General features: G+C 71.5%; 9 protein-coding genes. All 9 read right to left on the reverse strand.

Going from position 1 to position 25,142, the window contains the following annotated elements:
- Window positions 1–76: 76 nt before the first annotated feature.
- The 9 genes from CP980_RS28350 to CP980_RS28390 all read right to left on the reverse strand — a co-directional run bounded on the left by CP980_RS28350 (window position 77) and on the right by CP980_RS28390 (window position 24,866).
- Complete coding sequence (locus tag CP980_RS28350) at window positions 77–14,254, reverse strand: non-ribosomal peptide synthetase (RefSeq protein ID WP_150529337.1); 14,178 nt, start codon at window positions 14,252–14,254, stop codon at window positions 77–79.
- Window positions 14,255–14,444: 190 nt separating this feature from the next.
- Entirely contained in the window at window positions 14,445–15,746 is a 1,302-nt protein-coding gene (locus CP980_RS28355; protein WP_167535885.1) for a glycosyltransferase, read from the reverse strand.
- A 29-nt stretch (window positions 15,747–15,775) separates the two neighbouring features.
- The gene (locus tag CP980_RS28360; protein WP_150529339.1) at window positions 15,776–16,819 is read right to left on the reverse strand and encodes an LLM class F420-dependent oxidoreductase; all 1,044 of its coding nucleotides are present in this window, start codon (window positions 16,817–16,819) and stop codon (window positions 15,776–15,778) included.
- A gap of 24 nt (window positions 16,820–16,843) precedes the next feature.
- Window positions 16,844–18,445, reverse strand: coding sequence for a class I adenylate-forming enzyme family protein (locus tag CP980_RS28365; protein ID WP_208834789.1), 1,602 nt, complete (start codon window positions 18,443–18,445; stop codon window positions 16,844–16,846).
- Window positions 18,446–18,634: 189 nt separating this feature from the next.
- Window positions 18,635–20,791, reverse strand: a complete 2,157-nt coding sequence (locus CP980_RS28370) for a BTAD domain-containing putative transcriptional regulator (protein ID WP_308439432.1) — start codon at window positions 20,789–20,791, stop codon at window positions 18,635–18,637.
- 118 nt (window positions 20,792–20,909) lie between these two features.
- Window positions 20,910–21,941, reverse strand: a complete 1,032-nt coding sequence (locus tag CP980_RS28375; RefSeq protein ID WP_150529342.1) for an ornithine cyclodeaminase — start codon at window positions 21,939–21,941, stop codon at window positions 20,910–20,912.
- The gene (locus tag CP980_RS28380) at window positions 21,938–22,960 is read right to left on the reverse strand and encodes a cysteine synthase family protein (protein ID WP_150529343.1); all 1,023 of its coding nucleotides are present in this window, start codon (window positions 22,958–22,960) and stop codon (window positions 21,938–21,940) included. The genes CP980_RS28375 and CP980_RS28380 overlap by 4 nt, the downstream gene beginning before the upstream one ends.
- A complete protein-coding gene (locus CP980_RS28385) occupies window positions 22,957–23,838 on the reverse strand; it encodes a DUF2236 domain-containing protein (protein ID WP_150529344.1) in 882 nt (293 codons plus the stop codon). Before CP980_RS28385 ends, CP980_RS28380 begins: the two co-directional genes overlap by 4 nt.
- A gap of 20 nt (window positions 23,839–23,858) precedes the next feature.
- A complete protein-coding gene (locus CP980_RS28390; protein WP_150529345.1) occupies window positions 23,859–24,866 on the reverse strand; it encodes a terpene synthase family protein in 1,008 nt (335 codons plus the stop codon).
- Between the last annotated feature and the right edge of the window lie 276 nt (window positions 24,867–25,142).

Genomic DNA, 25,142 nt, shown 5'->3' on the forward strand with positions numbered 1-25,142 from the left:
CGTATCTGGATAGCGGAAGGGCATGGGCATGGGATGCGGGGTGAACGGCTGCCGGGCCGTGCTCCTCGGCGTCACATCACATGTCCCATTCGGCTTCGAGCTCATCGATCTCGTCCTGGAGCAGATCCACCAGTGAGAGATCGGACGGCATGAGGCCGCGCGTGTCCGGGGACGTGAGGGCGTACTTCGTCAGCGCCTCCAGGGCCTCGGACCACAGGCCGGTCAGCGACCGGATCTCCTGTTCCTCGAAAAGTCCGGCCGGCCAAGACCAGGCCAGGCTCAACTCCGTTCCCCCGAGCCGGTCGTGGGCGACCGCGTTCAGCTCCAGGGAATGGGAGAAGGGCATCTCCGGATCGGTGGGGCTGATGCGTACGGCCTCGGGCGCCGCGCCCCAATCGGCCGGCCCGGCCGGGTCCGTCCGCACCCGCCCCAGGTAGTTGAACGCGATCTGCGGGCGGCGAGCCCGGCCGAGCACGGCGGCGGTCCGCGGGTTCAGGTAGCGGAGCAGACCGTATCCCGTGCCCTTGGCGGGCAGGGCGCGGATCTGCTCCCGTACCCGGTTCAGCGCGGTGCCCGCGGCGGGGCTGCCGTCCCGGATCTCGTGCCACCTGACACCCGGGTCCAGCCGGAGGGGGTGCGCGGCGGTGAACCAGCCGACGGTGCCCGACAGTTCCGACTCGCCGGTCTCATCTCGCCCGTGCCCCTCCAGGCTCAGCAGCACCGGGCTGCCGCCTCCGTTACCACGCCGCCGCCGCCACTCGGCCAGGGCCAGCGCGAACCCGGTGAGCAGCACCTCGTCCACGCGGGCGTCCACCGCGGCGGGCACCGTGCTCAGGAGCGGCTCGGTGAGCTCGGCCGGGAACACCACCGTGTGGTGCCGGGCGGTCGCCTTGGTGTCCCGGGCGGGGTCCAGGGGCCGGTCGGCGATCGCAGCGTCCGGCGCCGACGTCATCCGCTCCCAGACCGGAAACTCGGCCTCGACGGCCTCGGTGCCAGCTCGTTCGGCGAGCCGGCACGCCCAGCTGCGGAAGGAGGTGGGGACGGGCGCCAGGGCGATCTCGCTTCCGGCTGCGGAGCCGAGCCAGCCGGACATCAGGTCCGGGGCGAGGATCCGCCACGACACCCCGTCGACCACCAGGTGGTGCAGCATCAGCAGCAGCCGGCCGGGCCGGTCGCCGCCCGCGTCGAACCAGACCGCACGGAGCATGACGCCGTCGTCCGGTGCCAGCTCCCGGCGCGCAGCCTCGGCGTGCTCGGCCAGGACGTGCTCCAGCGCCGATGCCTCGTGTGCGGACACGTCGACCCGGCGAACGCAGTGCGCAGCGTCCGTCGTCCCGGCGGGCGGGACGTCCAGGGTCCAGCCGTCTGCGCCGGACCGGTCGAGGCGGGCGCGCAGCACATCGTGCCGGTCGAGCACCGCCTGCACGGCCGTGACCAGCGAGTCCTGCGTCAGTCGCGAGGGCACCCGGAGCAGTACGGCCTGGTTGAACCCGTCGATCGGGCCGCCCAGTTCCCGCAGCCACCCCATGATCGGGGTCATGGGCACGGATCCGGTACCGCGGTCGGGTGCCGCTCGCCGGTCGTCGTCCGGTGCCGCGACCAGGGCGAGGCCCGCCACGGTCTGGTACTGGAAGACGTCCCGCGGGGTGAGCACCAACCCGGCCTGCCGGGCACGGCTCACCAGTTGGATGGAGACGATGCTGTCGCCGCCCATTGCGAAGAAGTTGTCGTCGATCGTGACGACCGGCACCCCGAGCAGCTCCGCGAACAGCGTGCACAGCAGCTGCTCCCGCTCGTTGCGCGGTCCCCTTCCGCCGCCGCCGGCGTAGTCGGGGGCGGGCAGTGCGGCGCGGTTCAGCTTTCCGGTGAGGGTCAGCGGCAGTGCCTCCAGGGGCACGAAGGCCGAAGGCACCATGTAGTCGGGCAGGGTCGCGGCGACGTGGCTCCTGATCGCGGCGGTGTCGAGGGCGGTGCCGGCCACCGGTACGACGTAGGCGACGAGGCGCTTGTCGCCCGGGCGGTCCTCGCGCACCACGACCACGGCCTGGGCCGTACCGTCGAAGGATGCCAGCGCGGACTCGACCTCGCCCAGCTCGATTCGGAAGCCGCGGACCTTGACCTGGGCGTCCGCCCGCCCGGCGAACTCCAGGACGCCGTCCGTGCGCCAGCGCACCATGTCACCGGTGCGGTACATGCGCGTCGAGGCGGGGCCGAAGGGGTCGGCCACGAACCGCTCCGCGGTCAGGCCCGGCCGGCCGACGTAGCCACGAGCCAGCCCGTCGCCCGCGACGTACAGCTCGCCGGTGACACCGGGAGGCACCGGCCGCATGCCCTCGTCGAGAACGTACACCCGGGTGTTGTCGAGCGGCAGGCCGATGGGGAAGGAGTTCCGTTCGACATCCTCGTCGGTGATCGCGTGGTGGACGATCGCCAGCGTCGCCTCGGTGGGGCCGTAGCTGTTGGTGAGCCGGGCTTCGGGATTGTGCTCGCGGACCTTGCGGACCGCGGCCGACGACACGATGTCGCCGCCGATGGTCACATGGCGCAGGTTGCGGAAGCTCTCCGGATGGTTCTCGGCGAGCAGTCGGAAGATCCCCTCGCTGAAGGGGCCGACGGTCACTCCGCGGTCCGTGAGGGTCGCGGCGAGGGCGGCGAGGTCCGTGGATTCGCCTTCCAGGGCCACGATCCGCACACCGCTTAGCAGCGGTACCCAAAGTTCGTAGGTGGAGGCGTCGAACGACGGCGGCTGGTGCATCAGTTGGCGGTCGCCCGCCCTGAGTGCCCACCAGCGGTCCTTGACCAGGCCGACGACGTTGCGGTGGGTCACCGCGACGCCCTTCGGCTCACCGGTGGAGCCGGAGGTGAACATGATGTAGGCGAGCTGGTCGGGGTGGACGGTCACCCCCACGCGGTCCGCCCGACCGGGCTCCGCCAGCTCCAGGTCGTCGATCAGGACGATGGCGGCCGACGTGTCGGGGATCAGCGCGGACACGGTGCGGTCGGAGAGCACGACCACGCTGCCGGTGCCGTGCAGGATGTGGCGCAGCCTGGCCTGCGGGCTGCGGCCGTCCAGAGGCACGTACACCGCGCCGGCCTTGGCGACGGCGATCGTCGCCACCACGTTGTCGGCCCGTCCTCCGAGCAGCAGGGCCACCCGGTCCTCCGGGCGCACACCGCGGTCGCGCAGGGCCCGCGCCACCCGGTCGCTGCGTGCGTCGAGCTGCTCGTAGGTCAGCTCCAGCGCTCCGCACACCAGCGCCAGGTCATGGGGCGCGCGGGCCACCTGCTGCCGGAACAGCTCGGGCAGCGAGACATCGGGCAGCTCGTGCGCGGTGTCGTTGCGGACGACCAGCAGCTCGTGCCGCTCCTCGTCGCCGAGCACGTCGAGGCTGCCGATGGGGAGGTCGGGTTCCGCGACGGCCCCCGCCAACAGCCGCTGGAACCGGGCCGCGAGCGCCTCCACGGTGGAGCGGTCGAACAGATCCTCGGCGTACTCGATCTGGCCGAGGACGCCGTCCGCCGCACCGTCCCCGGTGTACCGCTCCCACAGGCTGACGGACAGGTCGAACTTGGCGACTGCGGCCTCGGCGCCCTCCGCGCTCACGTCCAGCCCGGAGAGGTCGACCTCGGGCCGCCCGGTGTTGTGCAGGATGAGCATGATCTGGAACAGCGGGTGCCGGGCCAGCGACCGCACCGGGTTCAGCTCTTCCACCAGCCGCTCGAACGGCAGGTCCTGGTGCGTGTAGGCGGCAAGGTCGACCTCCCGGACGCGCGCCAGCAGCTCGCGGAACGTCGGGTTGCCGCCGGTGTCCGTGCGCAGGACGAGGGTGTTGACGAAGAAGCCGACCAGTTCGTCGAGGGCGTCGTCGGTACGGCCCGCGACGGGGGTGCCGAGCGGGATGTCGGTGCCCGCGCCGAGCCGGGTCAGCAGGGCGGCGAGGCCGGCCTGCAGCACCATGAACGCACTGACGCCGTTGGCCCTGGCCAGTGCCATCAGCCCGGCGTGGGTACCGGCGCCGAGCGCGACGGGCACATTGGCACCCCGGTAGCTCGCGGCCTCGGGCCGCGGCCGGTCGGTCGGGAGGTCCAACTCCTCCGGCAGGCCATCGAGCGCGGCCTTCCAGTGGCCGAGCTGCCGGGACAGCTGGCTGTCCGGGTCGGCCGCGTCGCCCAGCAGCTCGTGCTGCCACAGGGTGTAGTCGGCGTACTGGACCGGCAGTGGCGTCCACGCGGGCGCACCGCCGCCGCGGCGGGAGGCGTACGCCTGCGACAGGTCGCGCAGCAGGGGAGTGAGCGACCAGCCGTCGCTGGCGATGTGGTGCATCACCACGACGAGCACCGCACGGTCGCCGGCGGTGAGCAGCCGGGTCCGCAGCGGCGGCTGTTCGACGAGGTCGAAGCCGGCCGTGACGGTCTCGGTGATCGCCTCCGACAGCTGCTCGGGGCGGACGGCGGACTCCTCCAGGACGGGAGCGCCCGCGTCGGGCCCGAGGACGCGCTGGCTGGGCTTGCCGTCGCTCTCGGGGAAGACCGTGCGCAGGCTTTCGTGCCGGCCCACGACGTCACGCAGGGCCGCCCGCAGCGCAGGTCGGTCGATCTCGCCCGTGATGTGCAGCACGAGCGGAACGTTGTAGGTGGCGCTGGGACCTTCCAGCCGGTTGAGGAACCACAGACGGCGCTGTGCGAAGGACAGCGGGACAAGGTCGCCGCGGTCCGCCGGGACCAGGGGAGGCCGGGCCTCGTCCGGGCTGGTGAGGAGGGCGGCGATGCCGGCGACGGTCGGGGAGTTGAAGATCGACTTGACGCCCACCCGCACACCGAGGGTGGAGGCGATCCGGCTGAGCAGCCGCATGGCGAGCAGCGAGTGGCCGCCCAGTACGAAGAAGTCGTCGTCGATCCCGACCCGGTCCGTGCCGAGCACGTCGGCGAAGAGCCCACAGAGGATCTCCTCCTCCGGGGTGCGCGGCGCACGCGTCACCGCGGAGGTGCCGTACTCCGGTGCGGGCAGCGCCGTCCGGTCGGTCTTGCCGTTGGCGGTCAGCGGCAGCCGGTCCAGCACGACGACCGCTGTCGGCACCATGTACTCGGGCAGGGTGTCCGAGAGGTGGGCGCGCAGCGCGTCGGGCGTCACGTGGGCCCCGGTCTCGGGTACGGCGTACGCCACCAGCCGCTGGTCGCCCGGCTCGTCCTCGCGCACCAGCGCGAGCGCCTGCCGCACGCCGAGGGCGCGGAGCAGCGCAGACTCGACCTCGCCGGGCTCGATGCGGAAGCCGCGGAGCTTCACCTGCTGGTCGGCACGGCCGACGTACTCCAGGGTTCCGGCGGAGGTCCACCGCACTTGGTCTCCGGTGCGGTACATCCGTGCGCTGGCCGGCCCGTACGGGTCGGGAACGAACCGTTCGGCGGTGGCGGCGGGCCGACCGAGGTAGCCGCGGGCCAGGCCCGTGCCCGCGATGTACAGCTCGCCCGCCACACCGTCCGGAACCGGCCGCAGCATGGCGTCCAGCACGTAGGCACGGGTGTTCCACATCGGACGGCCCAGCGGGACGGGCCCCTCGGGCAGTGCGTCGCCGGCCGGGACGCGGTGGTCGAGAACACCGATGGTGGTCTCGGTCGGGCCGTAGTGGTTGATCACCGTGACGCCGGGGTGACGGTCCCGCCACGCGGCGAGCTGCTCGCCGTGCAGCGCCTCGCCGCCGGTCATCAGCTCGACGGATGGGGAGCACGCGTCGGGCAGGGAGTCGAGGAGAGGCAGATGGCTGGGGGTGACCTTCAGGAAGGTCAGACCGCCCGGCACCGCCAGCCGCTCCTCCAGGTCGGCGACGTACAGGCATCCGCCGACCACTAGGGTGCCGTAGAGGGTGGTGAGCCCGAGGTCGAAGGAGAGCGGCGAGTGCAGCAGCGTACGGCCGCGCAGGCCCGGGTAGGCCGCGGCGGCGCGCAGCGCGTACTCGGCGACGGAGCGCTGCTCGACGACGACCCCCTTCGGGGTGCCTGTGGTGCCCGACGTGTAAACGACGTACGCGGCGTCCGACGGATCGGTAGGTACGGGCCGGTCGCTGTCGCGGATGTCGGTGCCGGAGTGCTGCGCGAGCGCGTTTACCACCTCGGCGCGGTCCACCACCAGCAGCTGGCCCGAGCGCTCCGCCAGGTGCGGAGCGGCGGCCAGCACGTCCTCGGTCGTCACCAGCAGGGCGGGCCGGGCGTCCTCGAGCAGGACGGCGACCCGTTCGCCGGGGTGTTCGGGGTCCAGTGGCAGGTAGGCGGCGCCCGCCTTGCCCACGGCCAGCATCACCGTAACGGCCTGCGCGGAGCGGGGCAGGGCGAGCGCGACCAGGCTGCCGGCAACGGCACCGCGGTCGATCAGCAGCCGGGCCAGCCGGTTGGCACGGGCGTTGAGCTGCTCGTACGTCAGCTCCAGCTCCCCGCAGACGACCGCGGGGGAGTGGGGGGTACGAGCGGCCTGTGCCTCGAACAGCTGGGGGAGGGTGGCGTCCGGTACCTCGTACGCGGTGCCGGTACGGACGGTCAGCAGTTCGTGCCGCTCCCGGTCGTCGAGCACCGGCAGGCCGCTGACCGGACGGTCCGGGTCCGCCAGCGCGACCTGCAGCAGCCGGACGAACCGGCCGGTCAGCGCATGCACGGTGGACCGGTCGAACCGGTCGGCCGAATAGCCCGCGGCCGCCTCCATGCCGGCGGGCTCTCCCCGCTCGTCGAACCGCTCGGCCACGCTGAAGAGCAGGTCGAACTTGGCCATGTCGGGGTCGACCTGCTCGACCTCGGCCTTCAGGCCGGGGAACTCCGGCTCCGGCCGAGCCAGGTTCTGCAGGACGAGCTTGACCTGGAACAGCGGGTGGCGGCTGAGTGATCGGCGCGGGTTGAGGGCCTCCACGAGCCGTTCGAACGGCAGATCCTGATGGGCGAATGCGGCGATGTCCGCCGCGCGGGTGCGCTCCAGCAACTCGCCGAAGGTCGGATCGCCCGCGGTGTCGACGCGCAGCACGAGCGAGTTGACGAAAAAGCCCACCAGGTCGTCGAGGGCCTCGTCGGAACGGCCGCTCACCGATCCGCCGACAGGGATGTCCGCGCCGGCGCCGAGCCGGGTCAGCAGGGCTGTCAGTGCGGCGTGCAGCACCATGAACACGGTGACACCGCGGGTACGGGCCAGCCGCAGAACCGCCCGGTGGGCCTCGGCCGGCAGCTCGAATGGGACCAGCCCTCCGCGCCCGCTGGGCACTGCGGGGCGCGGCCGGTCGGCGGGCAGCGCGATCTCTTCAGGAAGGCCGTCCAACGCCTCGGTCCAGTAGGTGAGCTGCCGGGACAACGCACTGTCAGGATCGGTCTCGTCGCCCAACCGGCCGTGCTGCCAGAGGGCGTGGTCGGGGTACTGCACCAGCAGCGGCGCCCAGGCGGGTTCCCGCCCTTCGAGGGCGGCCGCGTATGCGGTGGACAGGTCACGGGCCAGCGGCGCCGTGGACCATCCGTCGCTCGCGATGTGGTGCGTCACCACCACCAGTACGTGCTCCAACGGGCCGAGCACCAGGAGCCGGGCGCGCAACGGGAGCTCGCACGTCACGTCGAAGCCCCGGCCGGCCTCCTGGGCGATCAGCGCGTCCACGTCCTGACCCGCCGCGTCCACCACGGGCAGGACCGGGCGGGCCTCGGAGGGATCGAGGACGAGCTGCCGCGGGACCCCGTGCTGCTCGGGGAAGACGGTCCGCAGGCTCTCGTGGCGGGCGGCCACGGAGCCGACCGCCGTCGCGAGCGCGGCTGTGTCCAGGGGGCCGGAGAGGCGTACCACCAAGGGAATGTTGTAGGTGCCGTCGGCAGGGTCCAGCCGGTTGATGAACCACAGCCCCCGCTGGGCGTACGACAGCGGTACCAGCTCGGGCCGCTCCGTGCGGGCCAGGCCGCGGCCGACCCGCCCGGCGGCCGGGAGCTGTGCGGCCAGACCGGCGACGGTCGGCGACGCGAATAGCGCGGCTACGCCGAGATCGGCACCGAACACGGCGCGCACCCGGGCCATCAGCCGGGTCGCCAGCAGCGAGTGTCCGCCCAGCGCGAAGAAGTTGTCGTCGATCCCGACGCCGTCGACCCCCAGCAGCTGGGCGAACATCCCGCGGAGGATCTCCTCCTCCGCGGTCCGTGGCTCACGGAAGCCGCCGGCCGCGAAGTCCGGCACCGGCAGCGCCTTGCGGTCCACCTTCCCGTTGGGCGTGAGTGGCAGAGCCGGCAGCGGGACGAGGACCGACGGAACCATGTGTTCGGGCAGGACGGCGGCCAACGCCTCCCGCACGGACCGGACGTCCTCGGTCCCCACCACGTACCCGGCGAGCTGACGGTGGCCGCCCGGTGCGGTGACCACGAGGGCCACCGCGTCGGTGACCCCTTCCCGGGCCCGCAGCTGCGCCTCGACTTCTCCCAGCTCGATGCGCTGGCCCCGGATTTTCACCTGTGCGTCCCGGCGGCCGAGGAATTCCAGCTGGCCGTCCGGACGGTGCCTGACACGGTCCCCGGTGCGGTACATGACGCTGCCGTCGGCCCCGAAGGGATCGGCCACGAAGGCGGCGGCGGTCCTGCCCGGGTCGTCCAGGTATCCCCTTCCGACACCGGCGCCCGCGACGTACAGATCGCCGGTGATGCCCGCGGGCACCGGCTGGAGCTCGTCGCTCAGCACGTAGAGCAGGGTGTTGCGGACCGGGCGGCCGATCGGTGCCGTGGTCCTCCCGTCCCGCGTTGCCTGCGCCGTGATGAGGGCGTGAGTGACGTCGTCGGAGCACTCGGTCGGGCCGTACGCGTTGACCAGCGGGACGTCCTCGAAGCGGGCGAACCACCGGCGGCACAGCGCGCCCGGCAGCTCCTCGCCGGTGACGACCAGCAGGCGCAGGGCCGGCAGGGCCGGAAGTTCCGTGCCCTCGTCCCAGGCGTCCAGGGCCGCTCGCAGCACGGACGGCACGACCTCCAGCACGGTGACGCCCTCGTGGGCGGCCCGGCGGAACAGTCCCGGGGCGTCGGCCGCGAGGCCGTTCCCGACGGCGAGCACCCGGCCGCCGACCACCAGGGGGGCGATCATCTGCCAGACCGACACGTCGAACGTCAACGGGGCGTTCTGGACCACCGTGTCCTGGGCGGTCAGGCCGAGGTCGTCGACCTTCGCCAGCAGGTGGTTGTTCATCCCCCGGTGGTGCACCATCGCGCCCTTGGGACGCCCGGTGGAACCCGAGGTGAAGATGACGTAGGCGAGCTGTCCCGGGGCGGGCGCCGCAGTGTCCGCGGCGGGCGCCGCGCCGGCCGCATCGAGCCGGAGCACCTCCGGTTCGGGATCCGCCGCCCGGGCCGCTGCGGAGGCCGCCTCGTGGCACCCGGGTCCGGCCAGCAGCCAGCGCGCGTGCGCGTCGGACAGCAGGGCGGCGGTGCGACCGACCGGCGCGCGGGTGTCCAGGGGGAGGTACGCCGCTCCGGCGGCCAGGATGCCGAGGAACGCGGTGGCCGCGGGGGCTCCGCGCTCGGCGAGCACGGCGACCACTGACTCCGGGCCCGCCCCGCGCGAGCGGAGCCGCCCGGCCAGGGAGTCCACTCGGGCCATCAGCTCCCGGTACGTGACCTCCCCGTCGTCGTCCGTGACCGCGACGGCGTCGGGACGTTCGGCGGCGACGGCACGGACCCGGCCCACGACATCGACCAGGGACTCCGCTGCCGCGGTCTCGTTCCACTCCTCCAGCAGTCGGCGGGTCTCCTCCGCGGCGAGGATCGGGGCGCTGCCGATGCGCGTGTCCGGCGCCTCGGCGACGACGGAGATCAGCCGGCCCAGCCGGGCCAGCAGCGACTCTGCGGTGGCGCGCTCGAAGACGTCGGAGCGGTACTCCAGGGCGATGAGGACGCCGCCCGCCCCGCCGGCCGCCGCCGGGTCCTCCCGGACGTTGAACGACAGGTCGACCTTGGCGCTCCCCGTCGCGACGTCGAGCAGTCCCAGGTCCAGCCCGGCGAGCTCGGGCAGCCGGCGTTGCGCGCTGTCCATCGCGAGCATGACCTGGAACAGGGGGTGGCGCGCCATGGAACGCGTTGGGTTGAGGACCTCCACCAGCCGCTCGAACGGCAGGTCCTGGTGCCCGTAGTCGCCCAGACTGCCCTGCCGGACCCGGGCCAGCAGCTCCCGGAAGGTGGGGTTGCCGGCGGTGTCCGTGCGCAGTACGAGGGTGTTGGTGAAGAAGCCGACCAGCTCCTCCAGCGCGTCGTCGTCGCGTACCGAGACGGGGACGCCGACGGCGATGTCGGTGCCGGCGCCCAGCCGGGTCAGCAGCGCCGCGAGCGCGGCCTGTACGACTATGAACACACTGGTGCTACTCGAACGGGCCAACTCTCCTACGTGTCGGTGGAGTTCCGGGTTGAGGTCCAGGGTGACCAGACCGGCTGGAGCGTCACCGGCCGGGGGAAGCGGATGGTCGAAGGGAAGGTCGAGGCTCTCCGGCAGGCCGTCCAGCCGCTGCGTCCAGTAGCCGAGCTGTTGGGCGGCGCGGCTGTTCGGATCCTGCTCGGAGCCGAGTACACGGTGCTGCCAGGCAGCGTAATCGGCGTACTGCACGGCCGGCGGCGGGAGGTGGAGGGGCCGTCCGGCGCGTCGCGCGTCGTAGGCAGCGAGGAGGTCGCGCAGCAGCGGCGCCAGCGAGTCGCCGTCGGCGGCGATGTGGTGCAGCAGCAGCAACAGCACGTGACGACCCGGCTCAAGGACGAACAGTACGCCCTTCAAAGGCGGTTCGGCCGACAGGTCGAAGGGGCTGGCCACGGCCGCGGCAAGCCTGCCGGACAGTTCCGCGTCGGTGACGGTCTCGGTCGTGAGCGCGGGACGGGTGCCGGGCGCGAGTATCCGCTGGACGGGGACGCCGTCGCTCTCCCGGTAGACGGTCCGCAGGGTCTCGTGCCGGTCGGCGAGGTCACCGAGTGCCGACTCCAGTGCGGCCTGGTCGAGCTCACCGGTCAGGGTGAGGACGAGGGGGATGTTGTAGGCGGCCCGGGAGGTCTCCAGCTGGTGCAGGAACCACAGCCGCCGCTGGGCGTGGGAGAGTTCGAGGACGCCGTCCCGCGGCACCGGGGCGATGGCCGGGACGTCGGCCGCCGGGTCCACGAGGAGCTCGGCCAGGCGGGCCACGGTCGGAGCCGAGAATACGGCCTCCACTCCGCACTCCACGCCGAGCGCGACGCGGATGCGCCGGCTCATGCGGGCCGCCAGCAGGGAGTGGCCGCCCAAGGCGAAGAAGTCGTCGTCGATCCCGACGGAGTCGACGCCGAGCGACTCGGCGAAGATCTCGCACAGCGTCTGCTCGCGGGGCGTGCGCGGCGCACGCCGGGCACGGTCGCCGTCCGGGGCGCCGGGGCGCGGCAGGGCCGCGCGGTCGGTCTTGCCGTTCGCCGTGACCGGTATGGCGTCCAGCACGGTGAAGGAGGCGGGGACGAGGTGGCCGGGCAGCGTCATGGCTACCTGCTCACGGAGCCCGGCCGGGTCGAGCCCACCGTCAGCGGGCACGACGTAGGCGGCCAGGGAAGGCGCGCCCGTTGCGTCCCGGTCCACGGTGGCAGCGGCCTGGCCGACGCCGGGCAGGCGCAGCAAAGCGGCTTCGACCTCTCCGAGCTCCACCCGGTAGCCGCGGATCTTGACCTGTTCGTCGGCGCGGCCGACGAACTCCAGCGTGCCGTCGGAGCGCCGCCGGACGAGGTCGCCCGTGCGGTACATGCGCTCGCCGGGCAATCCGAACGGGTCGGCGACGAATCGCTCCGCGGTCAGCGCGGAGCGGTTCAGGTATCCGCGGGCGAGCCCGCAGCCGGCCACGTACAGCTCGCCGGCGACGCCGGGCGGCACCGGGTGCAGGGCGCCGTCGAGCACGTGGACCCGGGTGCCGTCGAGCGGCCTGCCGATCGGCGGCTCCCCGTCGCCGTCGAGCGCATCGCTCATCGTGGCGCACACGGTGGTCTCGGTGGGGCCGTAGGCGTTGACGAGGAGCCTGCCGGGAGACCAGCGGGACGCGAGCTCGGCCGACGTCGCCTCGCCACCCACGAAGAGGTTCATGTCCGAGGGCAGATCCCCCTCGGCGTTCATGACGGCCAGTGAGGACGGCGGCAGGAGCGCGTGGGTGATGCGGGCTTCTCGGGTGAAGGAGGCGAGTGCGTCGCCGGGCATCAGCCGTTCCGAGGGCGCGAGCACCAGGGTGGCGCTGGCCAGCAGGGCCATGCACAGCTCCGCGATCGTCGCGTCGAACCCCATGGCGGCGAACTGCAGTACGCGGCTGCCGGGCCTGATCTCCAGCCGCCGGACGCATGCCTCGGCGAGGCCGGGGATGCCGTGGTGCGTGACGACGACCCCCTTGGGGCGGCCGGTCGAGCCCGAGGTGTAGATGACGTAGGCCGGATGGGCGACCGTCAGCGGCGCCGTCCGGTCGCGGTCCGCCGGATCGCTCTCCGGCCGTCCCGCCAGGTCCCGTACGACCGTGGGGTCGTCGAGCCGGATCGGGGGGCACCCGGCCGCCTCGGCGACGGCCGCCGTCCCGGAGTCCGCGAGCACTGCGGCGGGAGCCGCGTCCTGCAGTACGTAGGCGATGCGGTCGGCCGGATACGCCGGGTCCACGGGTACGTAGGCGGCGCCCGCCTTGGCGACCGCGAGGGTGGCGACCACGAACTGCGGCGAGCGGGGCAGCAGCAGCGCGACCCGGTCCTCGGGTCCCACGCCCCGGGCGATCAGGGCATGGGCGAGGCGGTTGGCCCGCCGGTTCAGCTCCGCGTAGTCGAGGACGGTTCCCGCGTACTCCACGGCCGGGGCCGCGGGCGAGGTCCGAACCTGCTCCTCGAAGAGTCCGGGCAGCGTGGGCCGGGATTCGGCCGGGCCCGCGGGGGCGGGCATGGCCGGCACCAGTGCGCCGGTCTCGTCGTCGCCGAGCAGGGCGAGCCGGCCGACGGGGGTGCCGGGTTCGCCGAGTGCGCGCGCAACGCGGCCGATGAACTCCAGGTAGCGCTGCTGGACGGCGGCGGCCTCGTCGTCGCGGTACAGCTCGGGGTGGATGTCGAAGTCCACCCGGATCGGGCTGCCGTCGGCCCGGTCGTACACGCAGATGGTGAGGTCTTCGATGAGCCGCAGCGACATGTTGTGGGCGTCGCTGCGGCTCCCGGCGAAGCGCAGGTCGTAGTCGAACGGCACCACGTTGACGATCGGGCCGAAGAAACGGCGGTAGTCGTGGGGCAGCCCCAGGTCCCGCCGCAGGTCCTCGCCGCGGTAGCGCTGGTGGGACACGAGGCCGCGCAGCGCGTCACGGGTTCCCGCCAGCAACTCGCCGACGCTCGTGCCGGGTGTGACCGTCACCCGCAGCGGGAGGACGTTGGCCACCATGCCCGGCGCGAGGCGTGCCTGAGCGTCGTGCCGGCCGGTGACCGGCAGGCCCAGCACCACGTCGGTGAGGCCGGTCACGCGGTGGAGGAAGGCCGCGGTCGCGGCGATCACGATGCGCGACCGGGCGACCCCGACGCGCTCCGCCACGGTGGTGAGGTCCCGCTGGACATCCTGCGGCAGATGGGCGGTGTGCCGGACGAACTCGGCCGACGCGCGCAGCGGCCTGGGCGAGAGGGCGATCGGGTCCGGCCGGTCGGCGAACCGCTCCCGCCAAAAGGCGCGGTCCCGCTGGAAGTCCTCCGAGCCGCGGTAGGCGAAGTCGGCGTCGAGGAGGGTGTGTACCGATGCGAACGGAGTGGGCTCCGGCGCGGTGCCGGCCGACAGCGCGCTGTAGACGTCCGCCACCCGGCGGACCAGCAGAGCCGCGCCGACGCCGTCGAGCAGGATGTGGTGGTACGCGTGGTACCAGAACCAGCGCTCCTCGCCGACGCGGAACAGTGCGTAGGTGAACAGTGAAGACTCGGTGAGGTCGATCCGCCGGCGCAGGTCCCGGCCCATCCACTCCTCGGCGGCGCGCCGGGGGTCCGGTTCACCGGACACGTCGACGGTCTCCAGCTGCCACGAGGGCGGCGGACCGACCACCTGGCGGGGGCCGTCCTCGGTGTCCAGGAACCTGATGTGAAGAGCGTCCGCCTCGGCGAACACCTGCCGCAGGGCCTGCTCGAAAAGCGAGGGGTCGACGGGACCGTGGATTTCCAGGTACTCGGCAGCCCTGAAGATCGGGCTGTCGGGATCGACCTGCGAAGCGAACCAGACCCCGGACTGTGCACCGGTCAGGGGAAAGTTCTGCTCGCCGTCAGCGAAAGACTGAGATCGGTCCATGACTCCTCGCCACTCACTTCACTTGCGGATGTGCGGAAACGGCGCAAGGGGGTCGTCCCACACTGCGCATTTCCGCTCAAGAAACGGATGTTGATTTCCCGGCGAGCAGCCACTCCGGATATCGCCAGGACACTATCCAGCCCGCCCGCAGGCGGGCTGGACGTGTTCTGTACGGTGAGCTGCCCCCGGGTCAGGAGACCAGTCGGCCGCGGTTCGCGTGGATCTTTTCGAGGACGTTCACCGCGGTACCGCAGCCGTCGTCGCCGCGGACTTTCTCGGCGATTTCCGCCACCGCGCGCGCGATCGCGGGGTCCGTCGTCGCCGTGCGGATCGCAGCGGTCAGTCCCTCGGTGGTGAGGTTGCGCAGCTGGATGGGCGCGGGGGCCACGCCGATCTCCTCGAGGTACTCGGCCCACATCAGCTGCTCCCTGTGGAAGGGGCAGGAGACCTGCGGGATGCCCGCCAGCAGGGCTGCGTTGTGGGTGCCCGTGCCACCGGCGTGGACGGCGGCCTTGACGCGCGGGAACAGCCAGTCGTAGGGCACGTCGGTCGCCACGTACACGTCGTCCGCCGAGTCGGTGATCTTGATCCCGCCCCAGCCTTCGACGACTACCGCCCGGTTGCCGGTGTTGCGCACCGCCTCCAGCACGGTGCGGCCCACGCCCTCCGGATCGAGCCCCCGCATGCTGCCGAATCCGACGAAGACCGGAGGTTCTCCGCCGTCGAGGAACTGCTGCAGCTCCACCGGCGGCTGCCACGAGGACTGCGCGGGAAGCGACCAGAAGCCGGTGGTGTGGACCCACTCGGGCCAGTCCTCGGAGTGCTTCAGCACGTGCGGGCTGAAGCCGTGGATGACCGGGGTCGGAGTGCCGTCCGGGAAGTGGCGCCAGTCCATCTCGTCGTGGCGGGGCGGCAGTCCGAGCGTCTCGGCGCGCCAAGCCGTCACCATGGCATGGGTGCGGGCGTCGAGCGGCTCGCGGGCGGCCCGCTCGTGGTCCGCGAGGTTGTCCGGCCCCGAGGACAGGCCCACTCCGGCCGGGTAGTCGCGTGACGGGACGAAGTGGGGGTAGAGCGGGGCCAGTACGTGGGGCACGCCCAGCCGCTCGGCGATCTGGTGGATCGCCTGGCGGGAGGAGTGCGAATAGACAATCATGTCGGCGCCGTCTGCGGCGGCCTCCCACATCTCACGCAGGATGATGGGGTAAAGGCGGGGAAGCAGTTCGTTGCCGATGGATTCCCGCAGTTTCACCTGCTCCGGCGTGGGATTGTCGTTGTTCATGAGGATCTCCTGCACGTCACGCCGGGCATGCAGATCCATCATGTCGTCGTTGAGCGGCGCGAATTGGACGCCGTACTCGGCCGCGAAGGGGCCGAAGCGGCGCGGTCCGGCCAGGACGGCGGTGTGGCCCGCCTGATTGAGGGCGTAGGCCAGTGCCAGGTAGGGCTGGATGTCCCCCCGGCTGCCGTGATTCGAATAGATGACCGCTTTCACAGTGTGCTCCCTCCCTCGTAATGGGTGGTTCAGTTGCAGAGTTCCTTGATCCGCGACACCAGTCCGGCCTCGGTCTGGCCGTCGTCGGGTACCGGCGACACCTGGACATGGGTCACACCGGCCGCCCGGTAGGCCGCCAGCCGGTCCTTGACGTATTCCTCCGAGCCGCACAGCGTGGTCGCCTCCAGCAAGCGGTCGGGTACGGCCGCCTCGGCGGCGGCGCGGTCGCCCGCTGTGTACAGCTGCTGGATCGCGTCGGCCTCCCGGCCGAATCCGTACCTGCGGATCAGGGCGTCGTAGAAGTTGTGGCCGGGTGCTCCCATAGCACCGATGAACAGGGCGAGCTGACGGCGTGCCCGCTCGCGGACCCTGTGCGCGCGGGGCCCGATGGCCAGCAGGCCGCCGGCTGAGATCCGCAGGGGGCCGAGCGAGCGATCGCGCTTCGCCAGCCCGGCGCGCAGGTCCTCGCCCCACACGCCGTCGGCCCATTCGGGTACGAAGAACATGGGCAGCCAGCCCTCCGCGATCTCCGCGGTCAACCGGACGTTGCGGGGGCCGAGCGCCGCGACCCACACGGGCACCGAGTCCCGTACGGGCGGCGTCAGCAGCCTCATCGCCGTACCCATGCCGCTGCCCTCGGGGGCGGGCAGCGGCAGCCGGTGCGCGCGTCCGTCGTGCCGGAGCGGCCCTTCGCGGCGCCACACCTTCCGCATGATCTCCACCGTTTCCCGGGTGCGGCCCAGCGGGTCGGTGAAGGGAACTCCGTGCCAGCCCTCGATCACCCCGGGACCGGAGGCACCCAGCCCCACGTGGCAGCGGCCCTGGGACAGGGCGTCCACCCCGGCCGCCGTCATGGCGAGCAGGGTCGGCGTACGGGTGAAGAGCGGCATGATGCCCGACCCGATCTGCACCCGTTCCGTGCGGGCGGCGATGTAGCCCATGAAACTGGGCGCGTCGTAGCCGTAGGCCTCAGGGACCCACACCAGGTCCAGGCCGGCCGCTTCGAGTGCGCTCACCCGCCGCGCCGACTCCACTGCGTCGACGTCGTACTGGAGCTGCATGGACACCTGCATGGGGACCTCCGTGGCTCGTCGCGGTTACGGCTGCAGGACCGGCGGGGTCTGGGTCATGAACTCCTTGACCCGGAACTTCTGCACCTTGCCAGAGGGTGTGGTGGGTAGTTCGTCGAGCAGGTACCAGAGCTGGGGCACCTTGTAAGGGGAGAGCCATTCCTGGCAGGCAGCCCGCATCTTCTCCACGTCCACGGTCCGACCGGGGGCCGGCAGCAGTCCGGCGGCGACGATCTCCCCCCAGGCCTCGTCGGGGATGCCCACCACGACTGCCTCCTGCACGGCTTCCTCGCGCAGCAGGCACTCCTCGATCTCCGCCGCCGCGATGTTCTCGCCCCCGCGGATGATCACGTCGCTCAGCCGGCCAATGATCCGCACCGCCCCCGTAGCGTCCATCGAACCAAGGTCGCCCGTGTAGAGCCAGCCGTCCTCGTCCGTCTTGGCCGCGGTGGCCTCGGGGTCGCCGAAGTAGCCCAGCATCTGCTGGTAGCCGCGGGCGCAGATCTCGCCCGGTGCGTCGAGCGGCTGGGTGTGGCCGTACTCCGGGTGTGTGATGCGGCACTCGACGTGAGGCAGGGGCCGGCCGACCGTGGCGGACTTCTCCCCTTTACTGTCCTGGGGCCGCGTCAGGGTCAGCACCGATGCCAGTTCGGTCTGCCCGTAGAGGTTGAAGACCGTGGTGGCGAAGAGCTGCTCCACCTCGCCGATGAGCCGGGAGCGGACCGGGGCCCCGCCGGTGAGCACCGCCCCGACGGCGGGGGTGTCGACGTCCTCCCGGCGCGCGGCCTCGACCAGTGCCGTCAGCACGGTGGGCACACTGGTCAGGACGGCATCGGGGGTGTCCCGCAGCACCTTCAGGAGCAGGTGCGGATCGAACCGCTCCAACAGGATGAAGGGGCCGCCGCACCACAGGGGCCCCAGACAGGAGATGACGCACCCGGCCGTGTGGAACATGGGCAGCGGGGACACGACCGGAGCCGCTTCGCGGATCCCGAGCACGTCGAAGGTGAACCGGGACACGTTGACGACGGCCTGGTGGGACAGCAGTACCGCCTTGGGCAGCCCGGTGGTCCCCGACGTGAACTGGATCTGTGCCGGTACGGCCGAAGCCGCGTCCTCGCGTTCGGCGGGCACCGGCGAACTGCCGTACAACCCCTCCCAGTCGGATAGCGGCACCGCGTGCTCCAGGAGTGGGAGCTCGCCCCGGACGCTCTCGAGGACTGCCGCCATGTCGTACGAACGGCTGCGCTCGGCGTACAGCAGCATGGTCGATGCGGACGTGCGTAGCGCGTGGACCAACTCGCGCGCGCGCAGTGCCGGGTTGAGCGCGACGAGGGTGACGCTCGCCAGTGCGGCGGCGTATTCGACGATGGGCCATTCGGCGACGTTCGGCGCCCAGAGGGCGACCCGGCCGCCCAGGGGCACGCGCTCGCTGATGCCGGCGGCGATCCGCTCGGCCTCGCCGAGCAGCTCCGCGTACGTCCAGCGGCGCGACTCCCCTTCCTCCGGTACGGACACGAGAGCAACCTGGTCCGGCCGGGCCGCGGCGACCTCGCGGAGCAGCGAGCCCACTGTGTGGGACGCGAGGGGACCGCTGGTGTCGGCGGGCCAGTGCGATGCGGTCAGCACTCTTGTGTCGCCTGGGAAGCCACGGGGTTGCGAAGGCTTCTGCAATGTCATGTGTTACTCCATGAGCGGATACGGGGGCGGCGCACGGCGGACCGCTGCGCCTCGGGCAGGCGAGGGCAGGGGAGTGCAGGGAGGGGAGGTGCGGTGAGGTGAGGGGTGGAACGAGGGGGGAAGAAGGGACAAGGGCCCTCAGGGCTGCGGTTCCATGGCGTGCAGCCGGATCAGGGGGGCGAAGTCGTACGTGCCGTCGCGGGCGTCGGTCGGCTCGATCACCTGCTGGTCGGTGAGACGTTCCAGGAGGCTGTCTGCCCGCTGGGCCGAACAGTTCAGCGCGGCCATGGCCATGGCGGTGGAGAAGCCGCCGTCCACCGCACGCGCGAGGTCGTGCAGGGCCCGCCGGTCGCCTGGTGTGAGGGCCGCGAAGCTGCCTTCCAGACGGGGACGCACGGCCAGGGCACCCTGGGAGAGCGCGTCGAGCCGGTGATCCTCGTCGCGCAGTCGCTGCGCCATGTGGGACAGCGTCCAGTGCGGGCGCATGGCCAGGCGCAGGCCGACGATCCGGACGGCGAGCGGCAGGGCCTCGCAGAGTTCGACGATCTCGTCCGCGGCGGCCGGCTCCGCGGCGGTCCGGTGCTGGCCGGTGATCCTGGCCAGCAGCTCCCGAGCCTGTTCCGTGGTGAAGCTGGGGATGCGGAAGTGCCGGGCGTCCTCCAGAGCCGCCAGCGGCTCCCGACTGGTCAGCAGGACCGCACTGTTGAAGCCGCCTGGCAACAGCGGGCGTGCGTGCTCCTCGTCCGTGACGTTGTCGAGGACGATCAGCGTGCGCCGGTCGGCGAGCAGGCTGCGGTAGAGCGCCACGCATCCGGAGAGCGTCCTGGGTACGTCCTTCTCTGCAACGCTGAGCGCCTGGAGAAAGTGGGACAGTGCAGCCTGAGCCGAGAGCGGTTCCGGGGTGTGGCCACGCAGGTCCACGTAGAGCTGGCCGTCGGGGAAGTGCGGGCGGCTCGCGTGGGCGGTGCGGATCGCCAGCACCGACTTGCCCGCGGCGGTCGGCCCGTACAGCGAGACGACGGACGCGAGCCCGAGCGGCGAGGTGGCACGGCTCTTGGTGAGCCGGCTGAGCACGGGGTGGTGCTCACTGCGGCCGACGAAGTCCTCCGGGTCGCGCGGGAGGAGGGAGGGGGACGCCGACACCTGGCGTTGCGTCAGGCGTGCGGCCGGGCCGGGCGGCCACGACGATGCGCCCTGCCCCAGTACGGACAGGTGCGCCGCGCGGAGTTCGGCGCTGGGCTCGATGCCGAACTCCTTGCGGAGCGTCGACTCCAGCTTGGTGTACACGGCCAGGGCCGCGACCTGCTGCCCGGATGCCGCGAGCGCGACCATCAGGCGGGAGTGCAGGCCCTCGTGCAGCGGGTGCCCCCGCTGGACCTGGCGCAGCCACGGGATGGCCTCGTCGTACTGGCCGGCGCAGATGGCGAGATCGGCCAGGCGCAGGGTGGCGGAGAGGTGCATGCGGTAGTAGTCGGCAACGGAAGGGTGGGCCCTCAGCCGTTCGCCGAAGCCTTCGAGGAGTTCGCCGGTGTACATCTGCACGGCGCGCGAGAGGGTCCGATGCTCGCTCGGCACGTCACCGTGCTGCCGGGCCAGAGCGGCCGCCGCGGACAGCTCCTGGAACTGGAGCAGATCGACCTGGTCCTGGTCGATGCAGAGCTGGTAGCCCTCAGAGCGACGGATGATCGAGGGCGCCCCCAGTGCGGCGGACCGGTGGCGGTCGAGGAAGCCTCGCAGGCGGGAGACATGCGTGTGTACGAGCTGCTGGAAGGAGTACGGCGGCTCCTCGCCCCAGAGCACGTCGACGATCTCGTCGCGCTGGACGGCTTGGTTGGCGTTGAGCGCGAGGAGTGCCAGCAGGTGCCGCTGCTGCGGGGTGCCGATGTCGAGCTCGACGGAGCCGCGCAGTGCGGCGAAGGGGCCGAGGAGCCGGATACCGAACTCCGAGGTCTCGTCGGGCGAGAAGGTGAGGAGTGATCCGCCGATGTGGGCGTGGGTGCGCAGCTGCGGTTCGTTCAGGACCTCGGCCAGGCGCTGGAGCGACACGGCGCGGGGTCTGAGGACCCGGTCCTGCTCGATTTCGCGTAACGTTCGCATGCTTAGGCCCGATTGCTCCGCCAGCATGCGTTGACTCATACCCACCTGCTGTCGCAGATTGCGTACGAGCCCTCCCAGCGAATGTGGGGTGCGGCCACCTACGGCCGGTTCTGTCTCCACGAAATCCCCCTTCCTGAAGACACGGTCGATCAAAAGTTGATCATGGTCGGACCGGGTGGCGGCCTCAATGATCGACACCCACGGGAATGTTCAATTCCGGCGTGATGTCCATCACTTGAGACCAATTTGCTGCCCGGCGCGGGCGTCGTCTCTGTGGATGCGGTCCGTGCATGCTCCCGTCGGGCCGCAGCCCGGTTCACCGGGGCAGTCGCGTGCCGACCCCGGCGGCGACGGCCTTGGCGTGGATCACGTCTGCCAGCGCGATGTCGTGCACGCCCATGCCGAACGGGTTGACCACGACGCGGTCGCGGTCGCCGATGGGCCGGGTGTACTCGCCGGCGAGCAGGGCAGGCAGCTCGGCGTCCACGGCCCGCCCGCCGGGCGGCGGTGTGCTGCCGGGCCCGGACACCCGGCCCGAGCGGGACAGCCGGCCGAGCAGCCGGTGGTCGTCTCCGCTGACCAGCTCCCAGTCGTCGACGAACAGATGGTCGCAGTCCGTCAGCAGGCTCTCGGAGGCGTCGTCCAGCGAGACGTTGACGAAGGTCGCGCCCTCGGGGAGCCAGTCCAGCTCGACATAGGACTCGGTCGTCGTCGTCGCCGCGATGGTGAGCCCGGCCGCAGCCACGGCCTCTCGTGGCTGCTCGACCACCCGGACGTCGACGCCGGGGGCCGTCCGGCGCCACTCCGCGGCCAGCCGCTCGCGGGAAGCGGGGTCGCGGTCGTACAGCAGCACCCGCTCCAGCCCCGGGCACTCCGCGAGCAGCAGCTCCTGGTGCGCCCGCGCTTGGCGGCCGCATCCGAGGAACGCCACGCTCGTGATCGACGTGAGGCCGCGGACGGCCTCGACGGCGGCGAGGGAGACGCCCGCGGTGCGCAGGGCGCTGATGCGGGCTCCCTCCATGACGCAGCTCGGGTGCGCGGTCTCCGGGTCGGCCAGCACGATGAGTCCGGCCGCTCGGGGGATACCCAGCTCATGGTTGCCGAGCGAGCTGTTGATGATCTTGCAGCCGTAGCCGGTTCCCGACCAGCCGGGCAGGATCAGGCTACGGGCCGCGGCGCCGGTGGGCGTGGTCCAGCGCAGTGCCGCTTCCGGGGTCAGGCCCGCCGTACCGCGCCGGAAGGCCAGGAGCGTGTCGCGGACCAGGGCGACGATCCCCAGGCCGCGGCTCAGCTCGTCGACTTCCGCACCCGTCAGATATCGGATCGTGGTGTCAAGGTTGGTAGTCACTCGGGCTCTCCGCTCTCCAGCCGGGCCGCTCCCAGGGCATCCAGGGCGGTCAGGACTCCTAGACCCGCCTCTGGCAGCGCCGGAAGGGGGTGGGCGTATATCTGTTCGTACTTGTCGCCGCCGTCGGGGCAGACGCAGACGACCTGGCTGACCGAGGGCGTGTCCTGGGCGTGGAGGAGAGCGGCCAGGACGGCGGCTCCGCCCGAGCCGCCGAGCCGGACGCCCGCGCTCGAGGCGATCCGGTGACAGGCTGTCGCCGCGTGCACGTCGTGCAGTGTGAAGGTCCTGTCCCACATGCCGCCGGTGAGGAATCGAGACCTCTGGCCCGAGCCGAAGCCGGGCAGCTTGAAGGGCCGGTCGCCAGGGGTTCCGCCCAGCGCCGCAGAACCCACGGCGTCCACGGCCAGCAGCCGCGTCTGCGGCCGGTGCTCGCGGAAGAAGCCGGCGATGCCGGCCAGGGTGCCGCCGGTGGACACCGCGACGGAGACCGCGTCGAGCTCCCCCTGCGGCACGGCCTGCGCCAGCTCGGCCGCCGTGCCCCACTGGTGCACCTGCGGGTTCGCCGGATTTTCGTACTGGTCGGTCCACACCGCCGTCGGGTCGCTCGCCAGGATGTCCCGTACGGCATCCAGCCGGGCGCTCAGGGTCCGGCCGCCGGCGACCTCGCGGACCACGACCACGTCGGCGCCGTAGGCGGCCATCTCGTCGCGGCTGTGCTGCGGCGTACTGGGCTCGACCACCAAGGTGCACCGGTACCCGCGCTCGGCGCACAGACCGGCCAGGGCCACCCCGAGGTTCCCCGAAGTCGACTCCACCACCCGGCTGCCCGGGCCGAGCCTGCCGGCCGCCTCCAGGGACTCCAGGAGGGCCTGCGCGGTGCGGGCCTTGATGGAGCCGAAGCAGTTCTCGGCCTCCACCTTCAGCCTCAGCCATACGATGCGGCCCTGGAGCGGAACCCCGAGGGACAGCAGGGGAGTCCCACCTATGGCGCGTCGGCGCGCCGCCAGCCCGCCGCTCATGCGGACGGCATTTCGCGGGCCGACGCGCAACCGGCGTCTGGGCCGATCTGCGTCAGGTCGTAGCCGACCGGGTAGCCAGGATAGGTCCTGGCCGTCGGACGGGTCAGCAGGCGGGATACGGGCTTCGGGGCGAGCCGCTCGGCCACCGCGTGGCCCCGAAGACCCAGCCGGTTCACGGTACGCGCCCAGGCCGGGGACTGCGCGATGCCGAGCATGCGCAGCGCCTGTGCGTCGAGCCGGCACGGCAGGGTGGCCGCCACGACGGAGTCGAGGGGGCGCGGGTACCAGGACGAATAGAGCTTGAGGAGCGACATGCCGACGCGGTGGTTGCTGGCCGCTGGGCGGAAGTTGCTCCGCTCGTACTCTCGGTTGAAGCGCTCGAACTGGTCGTATTCCGTGGGTAGTTCCTTGATGTTCATGCGCTTGCCCACGGCGACGAAGAAGTAGAAGGCGGCGAGCTTCTCCACCGTGCTGACCTGGCGCCAGGCCCAGCGGTCGATCCAGCGGGCCGGCTCGAAGATGAAGGTGGAGAGCACATACAGCATGTCCTCGTTCGCGATGTCGAAGTGACTGTGGGCACGATTGATCTGCCGCAGCGCTTGGCGGCCGCGCTCGGAGTCGTAGCCGCCCTTGACCATTTCGCCGAGCAGGATGCGGGTGTCGTCGTAGCGTTTCTGCGCCCGGTGGGCGAACTCCCCGGTCCCGTCGAGCATTTCGGAGATCACCGGGACGCAACAGGTACGCCAGATGGCGATCTCCAGGCCGCGCCCGTAGTCCCAGGGGAACTCGCGGTCGGAGGAGATCCGGTGGATCAGCTCGTGATCCGCTTTGGGATCGAGCGTCTGCAGATGACGCAGCGTGGCATAGCGGTCTCGCATGTCCGAAGGCCTCCGACGCGTCAGAGCGGTGTGATGCCGGAGGCGTTGACGATCTCCGGACGGGCCGGATTGAAGCGGCCCGTCTCGAAGCGCCACTGCAACTGGCCGCTCAGCCAAGTGCGCAGCCCCTCGACATGGCGTTCCAGCGCCTCGCGCACCGGCTCGCCGACCCCTGACCGCAGGGCGTTCTCGTAGCAGCCCGCGGCGAGCTCGGTGAAACGGTCCGAGCGGGCCTGGATCAGGCCGGCGACGGCGTCGGCGGCCGTCTGCAGGTCCGTGCCGTGAGCCCGCTGGTACACGAGCACCAGGTTGTGCGGGTCGCCCAGAAGCGTTTCCTTCTCGCAGGAGAAGAGATCGTTCGTCCACAGGTCCGCGTCCGAGAGCGCTTGATTCATTTCCGCGAATTCCGGAAGACCGTACACCGCTGCGGGAACTTCCCAGTGGCGTGCGACTTCGACCAGATCGAGATAAGGCATCAGTGCACAGCCGCGCATCTTCCGGTATTCGTCGAGCTCGGGAAGGCGGCCGGTCGAGCGGTTTCCGGCTTCCCAGGCGCAGGTCTCGAAGAAAGCCGCAATGTGCTCCGTGAATCTTTTTCGCCAAACCGGAGTGGTGTAGGCGCAGGTGCGTTCCCATAAATCGTGGAAAGCGGGCCGGAACGCAGCGGTAAAGGAGTCCTCCGCCGTCGTGTCCGGCAGCGGCGGCACCCCCTCGGACGGCAGCCAGCCGAGCACCGTCGCGCAGATGTGGCGCAGCCGGTCCGGCTCGGTGCCCAACCGGGTCTCGTCGAACTGGTCGTCGAGCACCAGCATGCAGCTGATCCAGTCGGTGACCAGGGCCAGTTCGTCGAACCCGGCATAGGGGTAGGCCCGGGACATCAGGGTCCCGAGCAGTGAATCCTCGTGGTGCCGCCGTGAAGCCTCGTCCGGGACCAGGCCGAACCTGCGGACGAATTCACGGGTATGCCCCTCTACGCGATCGGCGAGCGGGCTTATGTGCGGTGGAAATTCGACATTGATGTGCGGCATTCGTAGAGGGGGAGTCATTGCGCCAACCGTTGATTGGGAAATCGACGAACCTGATCGTACGTGCCGCCGAGCCGGTCCGGCTGGACACGGCCTATATGTGAAACTGCCTCTTGAATGAGCAGGGGGTCGAGGTAAGTTTTCCAGCGGTCCGCCATGGCGGACCGCCGTGCCGTATTCGCTCGGCCGGTCTCCCATACAGAGGCGTCAAATGTCTTCCTCGATTCCTGCATCCACCACGTGCGGTGGATGGATGCGCCGGTACCGGCACGTTCCCGC

Source organism: Streptomyces vinaceus (assembly GCF_008704935.1).
Taxonomy (GTDB): Bacteria; Actinomycetota; Actinomycetes; order Streptomycetales; family Streptomycetaceae; genus Streptomyces; species Streptomyces vinaceus.

What these genes read in the sequence shown, in the direction of transcription:
- CP980_RS28350 (WP_150529337.1), bottom strand. Translation starts at nt 14,254, where the DNA reads ATGGACCGATCTCAGTCTTTCGCTGACGGCGAGCAGAACTTTCCCCTG.
- CP980_RS28380 (WP_150529343.1), bottom strand. Translation starts at nt 22,960, where the DNA reads ATGAGCGGCGGGCTGGCGGCGCGCCGACGCGCCATAGGTGGGACTCCC.
- CP980_RS28360 (WP_150529339.1), bottom strand. Translation starts at nt 16,819, where the DNA reads ATGCAGGTGTCCATGCAGCTCCAGTACGACGTCGACGCAGTGGAGTCG.
- CP980_RS28385 (WP_150529344.1), bottom strand. Translation starts at nt 23,838, where the DNA reads ATGCGAGACCGCTATGCCACGCTGCGTCATCTGCAGACGCTCGATCCC.
- CP980_RS28390 (WP_150529345.1), bottom strand. Translation starts at nt 24,866, where the DNA reads ATGCCGCACATCAATGTCGAATTTCCACCGCACATAAGCCCGCTCGCC.